Below are 14876 nucleotides of genomic sequence, written 5' to 3'. Positions count from 1 at the left end.
GCAAGGAGACAATACATGGCACAGATGGAAAACAGTCAGCAGGTGGCGCTGTTGCGCGGGATCAATGTGGGCCGCGCCAAGCGCGTGGCCATGGCCGACTTGCGCAAGTTGCTGGGCGACCTGGGGTTTGCGCAGGTAAGTACCGTGCTCAACAGCGGCAACGTCGTGTATGACGGGGGCAAGGTCACGCCGGCCGACGCCGCTGCCCGCATCGAGGAAGCGCTGGTGCTGAAACTGGGCGTGGCGGCCAGGGTGACGGTGCTGTCGGCCAGCCAGTTTGCCGAACTGATCGAACAAAACCCCCTGGCGCCGGCGGCCGATGCGGCCCGGCTGCTGGTGCTGGTGCTGAACAATCCGGCCGACGTCCAGCGTCTGGCGCCGCTCTTGCAGCAGCCGTGGCAGCCGGAAGCGCTGGCGCTGGGGCGATGGGCCGCGTATGCCTGGTGTCCCGATGGCGTGCTGGCCAGCAAGGTGGTGGCGGCCCTGGGCGTGCTGCTGGGCGATGGCGTCACCTCGCGCAATTGGGCCACCATGCAAAAATTACATGCGCTGCTGAACGGGCCGGATGCGGCAGTCATATCGACCAAGGAGCACTGATGCCTTTCATTACCGGAACCTTTGATGTCAGCATCACCCCGGAAACCTTGTCGGACACGGCCGCGCAATCGGGGCTGGGGCGCTTGTCGCTCGACAAGCGCTACCACGGCGCCCTCGATGCCAGCGCGCAGGGCGAGATGCTCAGCGCGCGCGCCAGCGTGGCCGGTTCGGCAGGCTATGTGGCGCTGGAGCGGGTGGAAGGCAGCCTGGACGGGCGCCATGGCAGTTTTTATTTGCAGCACAGCGGCACCATGACGCGCGGCGCGCCCGCTTTGTCGGTGACGGTGGTGCCCGATACGGGGACGCAGCAGTTGCAAGGGCTCACCGGCAGCCTGGCCATCCGCATTGAGGACGGCAAGCATTATTATGACTTTACGTATGACATTGTTGAGACGCAATGAACTGGGATATCGTCAAGGGGGTCTTGATCGTGCTCGTGGCCATCAGCGTGGTGGTGACGGCCTTCGTGCTCATTTCCGCCTCGGGTCCGGACAAGGCGGGCTGCATCGCGCGGGCCCTGAAGTCGGGCATTCCGGTGGGGAATATCGAACGGGTCTGCCGCCTGCTGGATAAATGATGACGCCATAAAAAACATTCCGCACCAGGCGGAATGTTTTTCAGCAGCGCCTTGCCAGTGCTGGCGCCGTCAGTTATCGAATTTTTCCTGTTTTTCGCCGTGCAGGCTCAAGGCCACCAGGCCCAATCCCACCAGTAGCATCGAGTACATGCTTGCTTCAGGCACGGGAGCCGGCACGTGGGCTTGCTGTGCGGGCGCGGCCGTCATGGGCCTGGGCGGCGCCAGGGTCACATGGTGCGCGCCACTGGTGCTCCAGTGCGGTGCCGCGGCCGCGCTGCTGGCAAGCAGGCGTGCATACGGCAAGTCCGGCGTTTCCCAGCCGGGATTATTATTCAAGCTGATGCTTTCATCGATCGCCACGCGTTCGCCGGTTTCCTGCTGCTTGTCGGCCGTCGTGTCGCTGACTGCCGCCACGCTCCATGTGCTGGCCCACAGCGCCAGCAAGGCCACGCATAACGGCTGATAGATACTCATCGTGCTCTCCCTGTTGTTCACCGCGCGGCGCAGCCGAAACCGGCTTGCGCATGGACGGATAATTCGCCTGTACGGGGGCGTATCATGGTTTTTCTGCTGTTCTCCCATTACAGCACAGATCGTGACAATTTTGATACGTTTATTTCCTCTTTATTACGAATATTTGTCATTTTGATAGCGTAAACATGATCGTTGCCGCACACTTTGCATGAGCACGCTATCGCCAAAAAACACTGTTGTTTTTTTGTGCGAATCGCCAGCAGGAAAACAGTATATTGATTAGTATATTGTTTATCGCATGATGATCAATATGACCGCCTGTGGGAGGGCAAGATGGAGACAGTCGTAACACCGCAACACGCATACAACCTCGACGCCATGCGTGGCTCGGCCTACAAGGCCAGCTCGCTGCTCAAGGCCATGGGCAATGCCGACCGCCTGATGCTGCTGTGCCAGCTATCGCAGGGCGAGCATTGCGTCAGCGACCTCGAACAAAAAGTGGGCATCGGCCAGCCGACCCTGTCGCAGCAGCTGGGCGTGCTGCGCGAAGAGATGCTGGTGGCCACGCGGCGCGATGGCAAGCAGATTTATTACCGCGTCGCCAGCCCGCCCGTGCTGGCCGTGCTGCAAGTGCTGTACGCGCAATTTTGCGCGCCGCGCCCCGCCTTCAACGACGAAGCGGACTGAACGCTGCCATGAGCATAGCCTGGCAGCACTTCACGCCGTGGGCCTCGCTGGCTGGCGGCATGCTGATCGGCCTGGCGGCTGCCCTGCTGATTCTGTTCAATGGGCGCATCGCCGGCATCAGCGGCATCCTCGGCGGCTTGCTGCGGCCGCGCAGTGGCGACCTGGGCTGGCGCATCGCCTTTCTTGCCGGCCTGATCGGCACGCCCCTGCTGTACCAATTGTGGCAAGCCTTGCCGCCCGTGCAGATAGACGCGGGCACGCCGGCCCTGATCGTCGCGGGCTTGCTGGTGGGCGTGGGCGTGCGCTATGGCGCCGGCTGCACCAGCGGCCACGGCGTGTGCGGCCTGTCGCGCCTGTCCCCGCGCTCGCTGGCGGCCACCATCGCCTTCATGGCGGCCGGATTCCTCACCGTCTATCTGTTGCGCCATCTGTGAGCAAGCTTATGAGCAAGCTGATCCTTTCCCTGTTGAGCGGCCTCCTCTTTGGCCTGGGCCTGATCGTCTCCGGCATGGGTAATCCGGCCAAGGTGCTCGCTTTCCTCGACCTGGCCGGGGCCTGGGATCCGTCGCTGGCGCTGGTAATGGGCGGCGCCATCGGCGTGGCCCTGCCAGCCTTCTGGCTGGCGCGCCGGCGCAGCACGGCGCTGCTGGGCGAGCCCATGCAGTTGCCGGCATCGCGGCGCATCGACCGGCGCTTGCTGCTGGGCAGCCTGGCCTTTGGCGCGGGCTGGGGCATCGCCGGTTTTTGTCCCGGTCCCGCCCTCGTATCCCTGCTGGCGGGCCAGCCGAAAGCGTGGCTGTTTGTGGGCGCCATGCTGGCCGGCATGGTCCTGTTTGAAGTGCTGGAGCGCCGCAAGCTGCCCGCGCCGGTCTGAGACGGTACAATCTGGCGCATCGCCACTTTGGATACTGCTTACATGAAGACCGTGATTTTCCGCGCCGGCGCGCGCGCCGCCCTGCTGTCCAGCGTGCTGGCGCTGGCCGCCTGCGGCAGCTTGCTGAAGAAGGACGCGCCGCCCGCTCCCGTGCCCGTGGCCGACACCTTGCCCAATCCGCAAGTCTTGCTGCTGGGCGAAGTCCATGACAATGCGCAAGGCCAGCGCCTGCGCGTCGAAGAATTGCGCCGCCGCCTGGCAGCCGGCTGGCGCCCAGTGATTGTGATGGAGCAGTTCGACCGCGAAAACCAGGATTTGCTGACGCGCGCCGCGCGCGATTGCGCCGATCCCGACTGCATCATCCGCGTGATGGAACAGCCGCGCTGGGACTGGAGCTTGTACCGGCCCGTGCTGGACCTCGTCATCAGCTACCAGCTGAGCCTGGTCGCCGGCAACCTGTCGCCGGCCGATGCGTCGCGTATCGTGCGCGACGGCATCCGGTGGTCCATGCCGCCCGCCATGGTGGCCACTTACCTGGCCGCACCCGTGCCGGCCGATATCCTGGACGGGCAACAGAAGGAAGTCCAGGCGGCCCGCTGCAATATGCTGCCCGACATGATGATCAACGGTGTCGTCAACGCCCAAGTGGCGCGCGATATCTGGATGGCCAAGCTGATCCGCGACCAGGCGCCGCGCGACGTGGTGCTGATCGCCGGCAATGCCCATGTGCGCAAGGATATCGGCGTGCCCCGCTGGCTGAAGCTGGCCGACCCGCAGCTGAACGTGCGCAGCATCGGCTACCTGGAGCAGGGCGGTAGCGGCTACAAGGGCACATTTGACCTGACGCAAACGATGCCGGCGCAGCCGCGCGTGGACCCGTGCTTGAAGTTTAAAAAATAAGGTTTAAGAAATAATCACTGCTGCACCCGCACCAGGGCGCTGACCCGGCTGGCCGTCTCGAGCAGTTTCGGCAAGCTGTGTTCCAGCAGGTACGCCACGGACGGCCCCGCCGTCTGGCCGCTGACGTTGATCGCCGCCACCACCTTGCCAGCCCGGTCGAACACGGGCGCGGCCAGGGCGATCAAGCCCTGTTCCAGCTCTTCCTGCACCAGGCACCAGCCCTGGCGCCGCACTTGCGCAATCTCTTCCATCAAGACGTCGATATCGACCTTGGTCGCCGGCGTGATTTTCAGCAGTGCCATTTTCGACAGCCGTGCGTGCAGCACGTCGGGCGCCAGGCCCGCCAGCAAAACCCGTCCCATCGAGGTGCAGTAGGCGGGCAGGCGGCTGCCGATGCCCAGGTTGATCGACATGGTGCGGTGCGCGGACAGGCGCACCACATACACGATGTCATCGCCGTCGAGCACGGTGGCCGAGCACGACTGGCGCAAGGTCTGCATCAATTCTTCCAGCAGCGGCTGCGCCTGCGTCCACACGGGCAAGGACGACAGATAGGCATAGCCGAGGTCCAGCACCTTGGGCGTCAAACGGAACAGCCGTCCATCCGCTTCCACATAACCGAGATGCAGCAAGGTATGCAGGATGCGCCGCGCGCCCGCGCGCGTCAGCTGCGCCCGCTCCGCCACTTCGCTCAGGGTCTGTTGCGGCGCGTCCGCGCCAAAGCTGCGCAACACGGCCAGCCCCCGCGCGAACGATTGCACATAGCTGTCGCCGGGACGCGGAGCGCCGTCGGCGTCAAGGGTGTCTGCGGCGGAAAGGGGCGTGCTGCGGAGGTCGGTCATGGCAATTCCAATTGATCAAGGTGGCAATTATAGCCATGGCGCTGGCGAAAACGGCAAATTGACAAGCGCCCCGATCAGGCATATTCTCACGAATAAGTTCTAAATACGAATATTTGTTCGTTATGCGAACAAATAACAGATGGCTTTGATTTGGAGGAGGCAGGCAATGATCGACAAACTGCGTTCCAGCGTGCTTGATGCGCTGGCCGATATCCACGATGGCGCCACCGTCATGATTGGCGGCTTTGGCGGCGCCGGCCAGCCGGCCGAGCTGATCGACGGCTTGATCGCCCAGGGCGCGCGCGACCTCGTCATCGTCAACAATAATGCGGGCAATGGCGATACGGGCCTGGCTGCCCTGCTGAAAAACGGGCAAGTGCGCAAGATCATCTGCTCATTTCCCCGCCAGGCCGATTCCCACGTCTTCGATGCCCTGTACCGTGCGGGCAAGCTGGAACTGGAGCTGGTGCCGCAGGGCAACCTGGCCGAGCGCATCCGCGCCGCCGGCGCCGGCATCGGCGGCTTTTTCACGCCCACGGGCTATGGCACGGACTTGGCCAAAGGCAAGGAAACGCGCGAGATCGATGGCCGCATGTATGTGTTCGAGTCACCGATCCACGCCGATTTCGCGCTGATCAAGGCGGAGCAGGGCGACCGCTGGGGCAACCTGACCTACCGCAAGACGGCGCGCAACTTCGGCCCGATCATGGCCATGGCCGCGAAAGTCAGCATTGCTTCCGTGCATGAAGTTGCCGAGTTGGGCAGCATCGATCCCGAGCACGTCATCACGCCGGGCCTGTTCGTGCAGCGCATCGTGCAAGTGCCGCGCACGGCCACCGGCCCCGCCGGCTTCAAAGCTGCCTGAGGAGTATCAAGTGAATAAATGGAATCGAGATCAAATGGCGGCCCGCGTGGCGGCCGACATCCATGAAGGCAGTGTCGTCAACCTGGGCATCGGCTTGCCGACCCTGGTGGCGAACCACTTGCCGGCCGGCGCGGACATCATCCTGCACAGCGAAAACGGCGTCATCGGCATGGGCCCCGCGCCCGCGCCCGGCGAGGAAGACTACGACCTGATCAACGCGGGCAAGCAGCCCGTCACCCTGCTGGCGGGCGGCAGCTATTTTCACCATGCCGACAGCTTTGCCATGATGCGCGGCGGCCACCTGGACATCTGCGTGCTGGGGGCGTTTCAAGTGTCCGCCACGGGCGACCTGGCCAACTGGCACACGGGCGCGCCGGACGCCATTCCCGCGGTGGGCGGGGCCATGGACCTGGCCATCGGCGCGAAAAAAACTTGGGTCATGATGGAATTACTGACCAAGACGGGTGAAAGCAAGCTGGTGCAAGCCTGCAGCTATCCGCTGACGGGCATCGCCTGCGTCAGCCGTATCTACAGCGACCTGGCCGTGCTCGACCTGTCGCCGACCGGCGCCGTGGTGGTCGAACTGGTCGACGGCTTGAGTTTTGAACAGCTGCAGGCATTGACGGCCGTGCCGCTGACGGACGGACGTTAATTCACCATCAATACGTCGCCATCAATACGTCACCATCAATACGCAAACTACTTTCTTGGAGGAAAGAACATGACCCACGCATATATCTGCGACGCCCAGCGTACGCCCTTTGGCCGCTATGGCGGCGGACTCGCCGGCGTGCGCGCCGACGACCTGGGCGCCGTGCCCATCCGTGCATTGATGGCACGCAATCCGCACGTGGACTGGACGGCTGTCACCGACGTGCTGTACGGCTGCGCCAACCAGGCGGGCGAGGATAACCGCAACGTGGCGCGCATGGCAGCCTTGCTGGCCGGCTTGCCCGACAGCGTGCCGGGCGCCACCCTGAACCGCCTGTGCGGCTCGGGCCTGGACGCCATCGGCAGCGCCGCCCGCTTCATCAAGAGCGGCGAGGCGGGCTTGCTGATCGCCGGCGGCGTGGAAAGCATGAGCCGCGCACCGTTTGTCATGGGCAAGGCCGACAGCGCCTTTGCACGCGGCATGAAAATGGAAGATACGACCATCGGCTGGCGCTTCATCAATCCCTTGATGAGGGCGCAGTACGGCGTCGATTCGATGCCGGAAACGGCGGAAAACGTGGCCGTCGACTTTGGCATCAGCCGCGCGGACCAGGATGCGTTTGCCCTGGCCAGCCAGGTAAAAGCCCTGGCGGCGCAGCAGGCGGGCGTGTTCGACAGTGAAATCTGCCCCGTCAGCATCGCGCAAAAGAAGGGCGATCCCGTCGTTGTCAGCCGCGACGAGCATCCGCGCGCCACCACGCTCGACACCCTGGCCAAATTGAAACCCGTCGTGCGCGCGGACGGCACGATTACCGCCGGCAACGCGTCCGGCGTCAACGATGGCGCGGCGGCCCTGCTGCTGGCCGATGAAGCGAATGCGGCCCGCTTTGGCCTGACGCCCCGCGCCCGTGTCGTGGCCATGGCGACGGCTGGCGTGGCGCCGCGCATCATGGGCATCGGCCCCGCGCCCGCCACCCTGAAAGTGCTGGCCATGACGGGCTTGACCCTGGCCGACTTCGACGTCATCGAACTGAACGAAGCGTTCGCCGCGCAGGGCCTGGCCGTGCTGCGCCAGCTGGGCTTGCCTGACGACGACCCGCGCGTGAACCCGAACGGCGGCGCCATCGCCCTGGGCCACCCGCTGGGCGCGTCGGGCGCGCGCCTGGCCATGACGGCCGTCAACCAGCTGCACCGCACGGGCGGCCGCTATGCCTTGTGCACCATGTGCATCGGCGTGGGGCAGGGTATTGCGCTGGTGCTCGAGCGCGTCTGACCTGCAGCGCGTCCGGGCAGGCGCCATGCACTGTGCACTGACACAAGATGCGGCATTGGCATCGGCCAGGGCATCGCGCTGGTGCTGGAACGGGTCTGATTCCACGCGCCCGCAGGTGAAAAAAAGTTGCCGGCGATACGTATTAACGCGTATGCCGGGCGGCTTTTTGACCCCGATCAAGGGCGTATGATGCAAAACCAGCCCGGGCAACCCGGCTGGCGTTGGCTTTTTCACACGAACAAGAAGACTGATATGACATCCCACGATACTCCGCATGACGTTGCGCAGCTGACTTCCCAGCAGCGCATCAAGGCCATCATTGGCGCTTCCTCCGGTAACCTGGTCGAATGGTTCGACTTCTACATTTACTCGTTCTGCGCGCTGTATTTCTCGCACGCCTTCTTCCCGTCCGGTAACCCGACCACGCAGCTGCTGCAGACGGCCGGCATCTTTGCCGCCGGCTTTCTCATGCGCCCGGTGGGCGGCTGGCTGTTCGGCCGCATCGCCGACAAATACGGCCGACGCCAGTCGATGATGATTTCCGTGCTGATGATGTGCGGCGGCTCGCTGATGATCGCCGTGCTGCCCACGTATGAAACCATCGGCGCCTTCGCTCCGTTCCTGCTGCTGGTGGCGCGTCTGTTCCAGGGCTTGTCCGTGGGCGGCGAATACGGCACCAGCGCCACCTACATGAGCGAAGTGTCGGAATCGGGCAAGCGCGGCTTCTTTGCCTCGTTCCAGTACGTGACCCTGATCGGCGGCCAACTGCTGGCCTTGCTGGTGCTGGTGGTCTTGCAGCAATTGCTGACCCTGGAAGAATTGCGTGCCTGGGGCTGGCGCATTCCGTTCGTGTTTGGCGCCCTGGCGGCCCTGGTATCGCTGAACCTGCGTAAATCCCTGACGGAAACGACCACCGCCAGCGAGCGCAAGGACAAGGACGCGGGCAGCCTGCGCGGCTTGCTCAAGCACAAGCGCGCCTTCATCACGGTACTCGGCTTTACGGCCGGCGGCTCGCTCGTGTTCTACACGTTTACCACCTATATGCAGAAATACCTGGTCAACACGGCCGGCATGGACACCAAGACGGCCAGCGCCGTCATGACCTGCGCCTTGCTGGTCTACATGGTGCTGCAGCCGGTATTCGGCGCCTTGTCCGACCGCATCGGCCGCCGCACCTCGATGCTGTTCTTCGGCGGCCTGGCCACCCTGTGCGTGCTGCCGATCATGCATGCCTTGAAGGATATCACCAGCCCGTACGCGGCGTTTGGCCTGATCATCATCGCCCTGGCCATCATCAGTTTCTATACGTCGATCAGCGGCTTGATCAAGGCGGAAATGTTCCCCGTCGAAGTGCGCGCGCTGGGCGTGGGCCTGTCGTATGCGGTCGCCAACGCCATGTTCGGCGGTTCGGCCGAATACGTGGCGCTGCAGTTCAAGGCTTGGCATGTGGAAGAGTATTTCTATTGGTACGTGACTGTCATGTGCCTGATTTCCTTCATCGTCGCCATCCGCATGCCGGATCCGAGCCGCTCGGGACTGCTGAAGTAAGCTTGCCGTAAAATGGGGGACACTGCGGTGTCCCTTTTTCATCACCGCCTTTTTATCGTGCCGATCAGGAGTCTTCATGCCGTATGTCATTCCCGCACCGATCCAGCCCAGCGTTCCCGTCACGGGCAGCGCCGACAGCTTTCCCGTCCACCGCATCTATTGCGTGGGTCGCAACTATGTCGACCACGCCAAGGAAATGGGCCACACGGGCCGCGAGGCGCCATTTTTCTTCATGAAACCAAACGACGCCGTGCTGCCCGTGCCTGCCGGCACGACAGGCGAGCTGCCGTATCCGGCGCAGACGCAGGATTTCCAGCATGAGATGGAACTGGTGGTGGCCATCGGCAAGGGCGGCAGCGACATCGGCGTGGCCGATGCGCTGAGCCACGTGTGGGGCTATGCGATCGGCCTGGACATGACGCGCCGCGACGTGCAGGGCGCAGCGAAAAAGCTGGGACGCCCATGGGATACGGGCAAGGCCTTCGAGCATTCGGCGCCCATCGGCCCCATCACCCCGGCCGCGCAGGCGGGCGACGTCAAGCATGCCGCCATCACCCTGCACGTGAACGGCGAGCTGCGCCAGGGCAGCACGATCGACATGCTGATCTGGAACGTGGCTGAAACCATTGCCGACCTGTCGACCTACTTTACCTTGCAGCCGGGCGACCTGATCTACACGGGCACGCCGGCCGGCGTGGCAGCCGTGCAGCGCGGCGACGAGCTGGTGGGGGCCATCGATGGCCTGGAGACCTTGCGCGTGAAAGTGGTCTAAGTTTTCAAGGAGAGCGGCATGATGCACGATACGTATTCTGCAGCGCAACCGGCGCGCGCCGAGATCGACGCTTTGACGGGGCCGGCCCTGCTGGAATTCGGCACGGGCTGGTGTGGCCACTGCCGCGCCACCCAGGCGCCGCTGGCCGCCGCCTTTGCGCTGCACCCCGGCGTGCCGCATCTGCGCGTGGAAGACGGCCCCGGCCGCGCGCTGGGGCGTTCGTTCCGGGTAAAACTGTGGCCGACCTTGATTTTCCTCAAGGATGGCCGGGAAGTGGCGCGCCTCGTGCGCCCGCTCGACAGCCGCGAAATTGAGCAGACTTTTGCATTGATTGATGCGTAGGTCGGCTTAGCGCAGCGTAAGCCGACACCACCGCACATGCTCCATCACAACTTCTTGCCGCACTGCACCACTGCGCGTATCATAAGCCGCTTACAGCAAGATCAACCGCATCCTTCGTGATGCAGGCGCGATCATCGCCGGCCCGCTCCACCCGGAGGGGCCGCAGGCAAGGATTCACCACAAATGACCGATGCCGCGATGCCGACGCGCGGGTCTGGTATGGAATGCCTGGCGATACGCCGGGCCTGATACACGTCGCCCATCCCCTGACGCCTTTCCTGCCGTGCCCCGGGTAACCGGATGGCGCACGACCGTTGTTTCTCTAAATCAGCACTGTTCACAGCGCGATAGCGCGCGTTGCCGGCAGTTCGCTACGGCAACTAAAACCGTTGTTTTTTGTTTGCAAATTTAATAGCAAATGCGCAGCAAATGCCTGCGCGCAAGGCTATGATATGCGAACGACACGGAGACAACGTGCTGTGCTGCTGCCTGAAAAAACATCCAGAGAATGGCCTTTAGACACCCTCCCCAAGGAGCGCAGTAAATGAGCACCCCCCCCAAGAAAAATTCCCCCGGCACGGTGCTGTTCGCCAGTTTGATCGGCACCACCATCGAGTTCTTTGACTTTTATATCTACGCCACGGCCGCCGTGCTGGTGTTCCCGAAACTGTTCTTCCCCGCCGGCGACCCGTCGGCCGCCGTGCTGCAGTCGCTGGCCACGTTCGCCATCGCCTTCTTCGCCCGTCCCATCGGTTCGGCCGTGTTCGGCCACTTCGGCGACCGCATCGGCCGCAAGGCTACTCTTGTGGCAGCCTTGCTGACCATGGGTATTTCCACCGTCATCATCGGCTTGCTGCCGACGTATGCCGCCATCGGCACCCTGGCGCCGCTGCTGCTGGCGCTGTGCCGTTTCGGCCAGGGCCTCGGCCTGGGTGGCGAGTGGGGCGGCGCGGTGCTGCTGGCCACGGAAAACGCGCCACCGGGCAAGCGCGCCTGGTACGGCATGTTCCCGCAGCTGGGTGCGCCGATCGGCTTCTTCCTGTCGGGCGGCATTTTCCTGCTGCTGAGCGAAACCATGACCGATGAACAGTTCTTCAGTTATGGCTGGCGCATCCCGTTCCTGGCCAGCGCGCTGCTGGTCATCGTCGGCCTGTATGTGCGTCTGAAGATCACGGAAACGCCGGACTTCCAGAAAGTCATCGAGAAGAACGAGGTCGTCAAACTGCCGGTCGCCACCGTGTTCCGCCAGCATGGCCGCATGTTGTTCCTGGGCACCATCATCGCCCTGGCCACTTTCGTGCTGTTCTACCTGATGACGGTGTTCGCGCTGAGCTGGGGTACGACCAAGCTGGGCTTCACGCGCAAGGAATTCCTCATCGTGCAGCTGTTTGCCGTGCTGTTCTTTGCGCTGACGATACCCTTCTCGGCCGTGCTGGCCGACCGACGCGGCCGCCGTGCGACCATGATCTGGGTCTCCGTCGCCATCGCCATCTTCGGCCTGGTGCTCGCGCCCATGTTCGGTTCCGGCGTGACCTGGGAAGTGACCGTCTTCATGGCCGTCGGCCTGGGCCTGATGGGCATGACCTACGGGCCGCTGGGTACGATGCTGTCCGAGCTGTTCCCGCCTGAAGTGCGCTACACGGGCGCCTCGCTGACGTTCAACCTGGCCGGCATCCTGGGTGCTTCGCTGGCGCCGTACATCGCCACCTGGCTGGCCACCAACTACGGCTTGCAATACGTGGGCTACTACCTGTCGCTGGCGGCCGTGCTGACACTGGGCGCGCTGCTGATGGTGGGCAAGCCACGCGCGGGCAAGGAAGCCTGGGAATAAACACCCGCGCCAGCTGAATCCCCTTATGTAACAAACCCCGGAAGTTGGCATCCAACTTCCGGGGTTTTTTTATGGCGCCTCCGCCGCGCCATCATTCTGGCCGGTCATCCCGGCTCTCAGCCTCCCGATCCGTTTACCACTTCGGCGTGTACTTCAGGGTGAACTGCACGTTGCGCGGGTCGCCATAGTAGTTGTTCGAACCGGTGGTGTTGTAGGACGGGATGATGTAGCGCTTGTCGAACACGTTGTTCACGTTGAGCGACAGGGCCACTTGCGGCGTGGCTTGCCAGCCCAGGCGCGCGTTCCAGATCGAGAAACCGGCAACCTTGAAGCTGCGTTCGGTATCGACCGTATGGCTTTGCAGGTTGGCGCCGGCGCCCACGCTGAATTTGTCCCAATCGCCAGGCAGGGTGTAGTTCGACCAAAGGCGCAGCATGTGCTTGGGCGTCCACGTGGAGAAGACCTGGCCCTTGTTGTCCGGATCGTCGAGGTAGGTCGTCGTCGTATAGGCGTAGCCGGCCGACAGTTGCAGGCCGCGCGCCACTTCGCCCGACATTTCCGCTTCCAGACCCTGGCTGCGCACCTTGCCCGAGGCGCGCGAGCAGTACCAGCCATCGCAGGCGAAACCGGCGGCGTAATCGGTGACGGCGCGGTCCTTGTGGTCATAGCGGAACACGGCCAGCGAGGTGTTGAGCCTGCCGTCCAGCAGTTCACCCTTGATGCCGCCCTCGTAGCTGCTGCCCGTGATCGGCTTGAGGGTCCGGCCTGCCACATCGTGGTTCGTCTGCGGCTGGAACACGTCCGCATAGCTGGCGTAGGCCGACCATTGCGGCGTCAATGCATAGATCAGGCCCACCGATGGCGTGAACTTTGCCGTGGCGCTGGTGGCGTCGCGATAGCCGTCCGGCGTGGCATACAGGAAGTCGTACCAGTTGAAGCGCCCGCCCAGCAGGACCTTCAGATTGCTCGTCAGCTGGCCGTTCCAGGTGGCGTACAGGCCTTTCTGGCGCATGTCGTAGGTGCTGTAGCTGGTCACGCCCGCTGGGCGCGCGGCGATGGTGTCGAAGTCCTGCCACGGGCGATGGTGGTTGATATTGAAGATGTCCGCACCTGTTTCCCACGCGCGCGCATAGCGGTCGGTCGACGTGAAGCTGGCATAGCTGGCGCCGACGACGACTTCGTGCGCGATGCCCAGGCCATTGAATTTGCCGCGCACGAAGGCGTCGATGCCGCGCTTGCGGTTGTCGAAATCGGTGGAAAAGTCGCCATAGCGCGCGCCGCTGCCATCGGGATTGATTTCAAAGGCCGTGCGCTGGTGCGTGGAGGTGGTGCTTTCATTCGTGCCCAGCGCCGAGGCTTTCAGGCTCCATTGCGTATTGAAATGGTGTTCCAGATCCAGGTAGACGGTGCTCTGCTCGACCTGGCTGCGGTTCCAGTCGGCGCCCGTGAAGGTAGAGCGCGGCAGTGGCAGTGCGCTGCCGTCCTTGTAGCGGGGCAGGCCGATGAAAGTGGGACGGCCGTGGGCCTTGACATGGCTGGCGGCAAGGCCCACGGTGGTGGCGGGCGCCAGGTCGTAGTCGAGCGCCGCGTACAGGGTGCGGTTCTTGCTCCACACCTGGTCGATGAAGGAGTGGCTATCGTCTTCATCGACGATGGCGCGTCCGCGCAGGGTGCCTTCCGCATTCAGGGGGGTGCTGATGTCGATCTGGGCGCCATAATGGTCCCAGGAACCGGCGCGGCCCGTCAGCGTGATCGCGCGCGTGGCCAGCGGACGCTTGCGCACCAGATTGACTGAACCACCGGGGCTGCCCGTGCCGACCAGCATGCTCGAGGCGCCGCGCAGCACTTCCAGGCGGTCGTAGATGACCATGTTTTCCTGGCCCCAGTTGCCCAGCGCATAGGTGTTGCGGTCGATCGGCACGCCATCGTACTGCCATTGGTCGATTTGGAAGCCGCGCGCCGTGATCACCACGCCCGGCCCCACGCCATGCACGCCCACCACGCCCGTGACGTTGTTGACGGCTTCGCGCAAGTCCGTGATGCCCTGGTCATCCAGGCGCTGGCGCGTCAGCACGCTCACCGATTGCGGGATGTCCTTCATCGACTGCTCGCCCTTGCCGATGGTGATCTTGCGCGCCGTGTAGGAGCCGCTGCCTTCGGTGGTGGCGCCTTGCTCGGCCTGGCCGACGATGGTAATCGATGGCATGGTGCGCTCGGCAGCCGAGGCGGAGGTAGCGGCCGCTGTGGGCGCGGTTGCCGGCGCGGCCACCAGCACATAGCCGGTCGGGGTCTTGCCGATGGCGTAGCCGCTGCCGCGCAGCAGCACGGCGAAACCGTCATCGATGGCATAGCTGCCCTGCAGTCCGGCGCTTTGCAAGCCTTGCACCTTGGCGGCGTCGATGACGATGGAGACGCCCGCCTGCTGCGCATAGCGGTTCAGGGCGCCTGCCAGCGGGCCGGCGGGGATGGCGTAGCTGGCGACAGCCGGCATGGCCTGGGCGACTGCCTGGGCGTGCAGGCCGGCGCCAGCGAGCAGCATGGCGGCCAGGGCCAGCGGGCGCAGACGCGTGCGCAGGGTGTTCGGGGAGGAAACGGCAACGACTTGAGCGTACATGTGACAGCCTTTTTTGAATGATCTCAGCT

17 protein-coding genes are annotated in these 14876 nt (G+C 63.9%); 14 read left to right on the top strand and 3 right to left on the bottom strand.

Features of this window, described 5'->3' with window-relative positions; all coding sequences use genetic code 11:
• The first annotated feature begins 15 nt into the window (after nt 1-15).
• Genes CSQ92_RS16715 through CSQ92_RS16705 form a run of 3 tightly spaced genes read left to right on the top strand, consistent with a single transcriptional unit; the run spans nt 16 to nt 1174 of the window.
• Complete coding sequence (locus CSQ92_RS16715) at nt 16-597, top strand: DUF1697 domain-containing protein (protein ID WP_099394836.1); 582 nt, start codon at nt 16-18, stop codon at nt 595-597.
• Nucleotides 597-998 carry a DUF3224 domain-containing protein gene (locus CSQ92_RS16710; protein ID WP_070257437.1) on the top strand — a complete coding sequence of 134 codons (402 nt, stop codon included), beginning with the start codon at nt 597-599 and terminating at the stop codon, nt 996-998. The genes CSQ92_RS16715 and CSQ92_RS16710 overlap by 1 nt, the downstream gene beginning before the upstream one ends.
• A complete protein-coding gene (locus CSQ92_RS16705; RefSeq protein WP_034746783.1) occupies nt 995-1174 on the top strand; it encodes a hypothetical protein in 180 nt (59 codons plus the stop codon). The genes CSQ92_RS16710 and CSQ92_RS16705 overlap by 4 nt, the downstream gene beginning before the upstream one ends.
• A gap of 69 nt (nt 1175-1243) precedes the next feature.
• Here the strand turns inward: CSQ92_RS16705 and CSQ92_RS16700 are convergent, their stop codons facing one another.
• Complete coding sequence (locus CSQ92_RS16700) at nt 1244-1648, bottom strand: PEP-CTERM sorting domain-containing protein (protein ID WP_143450377.1); 405 nt, start codon at nt 1646-1648, stop codon at nt 1244-1246.
• 333 nt (nt 1649-1981) lie between these two features.
• Between CSQ92_RS16700 and CSQ92_RS16695 the strand changes: the two genes are divergently transcribed.
• The 4 genes from CSQ92_RS16695 to CSQ92_RS16680 are packed head-to-tail and all read left to right on the top strand — an operon-like array spanning nt 1982 to nt 4109.
• Complete coding sequence (locus CSQ92_RS16695) at nt 1982-2335, top strand: ArsR/SmtB family transcription factor (protein ID WP_070257439.1); 354 nt, start codon at nt 1982-1984, stop codon at nt 2333-2335.
• An 8-nt stretch (nt 2336-2343) separates the two neighbouring features.
• Entirely contained in the window at nt 2344-2769 is a 426-nt protein-coding gene (locus CSQ92_RS16690; protein ID WP_034780106.1) for a YeeE/YedE family protein, read from the top strand.
• 8 nt (nt 2770-2777) lie between these two features.
• Nucleotides 2778-3209, top strand: a complete 432-nt coding sequence (locus tag CSQ92_RS16685; RefSeq protein WP_099394834.1) for a YeeE/YedE family protein — start codon at nt 2778-2780, stop codon at nt 3207-3209.
• 42 nt (nt 3210-3251) lie between these two features.
• Entirely contained in the window at nt 3252-4109 is an 858-nt protein-coding gene (locus CSQ92_RS16680; protein WP_099394833.1) for a ChaN family lipoprotein, read from the top strand.
• A 14-nt stretch (nt 4110-4123) separates the two neighbouring features.
• Here CSQ92_RS16680 and CSQ92_RS16675 read toward each other — a convergent pair whose 3' ends face one another.
• Entirely contained in the window at nt 4124-4951 is an 828-nt protein-coding gene (locus CSQ92_RS16675) for an IclR family transcriptional regulator domain-containing protein (RefSeq protein WP_099394832.1), read from the bottom strand.
• A gap of 166 nt (nt 4952-5117) precedes the next feature.
• Between CSQ92_RS16675 and CSQ92_RS16670 the strand changes: the two genes are divergently transcribed.
• The 7 genes from CSQ92_RS16670 to CSQ92_RS16640 all read left to right on the top strand — a co-directional run bounded on the left by CSQ92_RS16670 (nt 5118) and on the right by CSQ92_RS16640 (nt 12233).
• Nucleotides 5118-5816, top strand: coding sequence for a 3-oxoacid CoA-transferase subunit A (locus CSQ92_RS16670; protein ID WP_070281525.1), 699 nt, complete (start codon nt 5118-5120; stop codon nt 5814-5816).
• Nucleotides 5817-5826: 10 nt separating this feature from the next.
• On the top strand, nt 5827-6468 hold the full coding sequence (locus CSQ92_RS16665; RefSeq protein WP_099394831.1) for a 3-oxoacid CoA-transferase subunit B: 642 nt from the start codon (nt 5827-5829) through the stop codon (nt 6466-6468).
• Nucleotides 6469-6537: 69 nt separating this feature from the next.
• A complete protein-coding gene (pcaF, locus tag CSQ92_RS16660; RefSeq protein ID WP_099394830.1) occupies nt 6538-7740 on the top strand; it encodes a 3-oxoadipyl-CoA thiolase in 1203 nt (400 codons plus the stop codon).
• A 252-nt stretch (nt 7741-7992) separates the two neighbouring features.
• On the top strand, nt 7993-9288 hold the full coding sequence (locus CSQ92_RS16655) for an MFS family transporter (RefSeq protein ID WP_034780684.1): 1296 nt from the start codon (nt 7993-7995) through the stop codon (nt 9286-9288).
• Between the two features lie 76 nt (nt 9289-9364).
• Entirely contained in the window at nt 9365-10060 is a 696-nt protein-coding gene (locus tag CSQ92_RS16650; RefSeq protein WP_070257445.1) for a fumarylacetoacetate hydrolase family protein, read from the top strand.
• A gap of 18 nt (nt 10061-10078) precedes the next feature.
• Nucleotides 10079-10402: a thioredoxin family protein gene (locus CSQ92_RS16645; protein WP_099394829.1), complete on the top strand. Its 324-nt coding sequence runs from the start codon at nt 10079-10081 to the stop codon at nt 10400-10402.
• A 544-nt stretch (nt 10403-10946) separates the two neighbouring features.
• A complete protein-coding gene (locus CSQ92_RS16640; RefSeq protein ID WP_099394828.1) occupies nt 10947-12233 on the top strand; it encodes an MFS transporter in 1287 nt (428 codons plus the stop codon).
• Nucleotides 12234-12366: 133 nt separating this feature from the next.
• Here CSQ92_RS16640 and CSQ92_RS16635 read toward each other — a convergent pair whose 3' ends face one another.
• Complete coding sequence (locus CSQ92_RS16635; RefSeq protein ID WP_099394827.1) at nt 12367-14847, bottom strand: TonB-dependent siderophore receptor; 2481 nt, start codon at nt 14845-14847, stop codon at nt 12367-12369.
• Nucleotides 14848-14876: the final 29 nt, after the last annotated feature.

It is taken from the genome of Janthinobacterium sp. BJB446, assembly GCF_002735655.1.
Taxonomy (GTDB): Bacteria; Pseudomonadota; Gammaproteobacteria; order Burkholderiales; family Burkholderiaceae_D; genus Janthinobacterium; species Janthinobacterium lividum.
The sequence above is the reverse complement of the archived record's forward strand: the minus strand, read 5'-3'. Positions and strand labels throughout refer to the sequence as shown.

What these genes read in the sequence shown, in the direction of transcription:
- CSQ92_RS16715 (WP_099394836.1), top strand. Translation starts at nt 16, where the DNA reads ATGGCACAGATGGAAAACAGTCAGCAGGTGGCGCTGTTGCGCGGGATC.
- CSQ92_RS16710 (WP_070257437.1), top strand. Translation starts at nt 597, where the DNA reads ATGCCTTTCATTACCGGAACCTTTGATGTCAGCATCACCCCGGAAACC.
- CSQ92_RS16705 (WP_034746783.1), top strand. Translation starts at nt 995, where the DNA reads ATGAACTGGGATATCGTCAAGGGGGTCTTGATCGTGCTCGTGGCCATC.
- CSQ92_RS16700 (WP_143450377.1), bottom strand. Translation starts at nt 1,648, where the DNA reads ATGAGTATCTATCAGCCGTTATGCGTGGCCTTGCTGGCGCTGTGGGCC.
- CSQ92_RS16695 (WP_070257439.1), top strand. Translation starts at nt 1,982, where the DNA reads ATGGAGACAGTCGTAACACCGCAACACGCATACAACCTCGACGCCATG.
- CSQ92_RS16690 (WP_034780106.1), top strand. Translation starts at nt 2,344, where the DNA reads ATGAGCATAGCCTGGCAGCACTTCACGCCGTGGGCCTCGCTGGCTGGC.
- CSQ92_RS16685 (WP_099394834.1), top strand. Translation starts at nt 2,778, where the DNA reads ATGAGCAAGCTGATCCTTTCCCTGTTGAGCGGCCTCCTCTTTGGCCTG.
- CSQ92_RS16680 (WP_099394833.1), top strand. Translation starts at nt 3,252, where the DNA reads ATGAAGACCGTGATTTTCCGCGCCGGCGCGCGCGCCGCCCTGCTGTCC.
- CSQ92_RS16675 (WP_099394832.1), bottom strand. Translation starts at nt 4,951, where the DNA reads ATGACCGACCTCCGCAGCACGCCCCTTTCCGCCGCAGACACCCTTGAC.
- CSQ92_RS16670 (WP_070281525.1), top strand. Translation starts at nt 5,118, where the DNA reads ATGATCGACAAACTGCGTTCCAGCGTGCTTGATGCGCTGGCCGATATC.
- pcaF (WP_099394830.1), top strand. Translation starts at nt 6,538, where the DNA reads ATGACCCACGCATATATCTGCGACGCCCAGCGTACGCCCTTTGGCCGC.
- CSQ92_RS16655 (WP_034780684.1), top strand. Translation starts at nt 7,993, where the DNA reads ATGACATCCCACGATACTCCGCATGACGTTGCGCAGCTGACTTCCCAG.
- CSQ92_RS16650 (WP_070257445.1), top strand. Translation starts at nt 9,365, where the DNA reads ATGCCGTATGTCATTCCCGCACCGATCCAGCCCAGCGTTCCCGTCACG.
- CSQ92_RS16645 (WP_099394829.1), top strand. Translation starts at nt 10,079, where the DNA reads ATGATGCACGATACGTATTCTGCAGCGCAACCGGCGCGCGCCGAGATC.
- CSQ92_RS16640 (WP_099394828.1), top strand. Translation starts at nt 10,947, where the DNA reads ATGAGCACCCCCCCCAAGAAAAATTCCCCCGGCACGGTGCTGTTCGCC.
- CSQ92_RS16635 (WP_099394827.1), bottom strand. Translation starts at nt 14,847, where the DNA reads ATGTACGCTCAAGTCGTTGCCGTTTCCTCCCCGAACACCCTGCGCACG.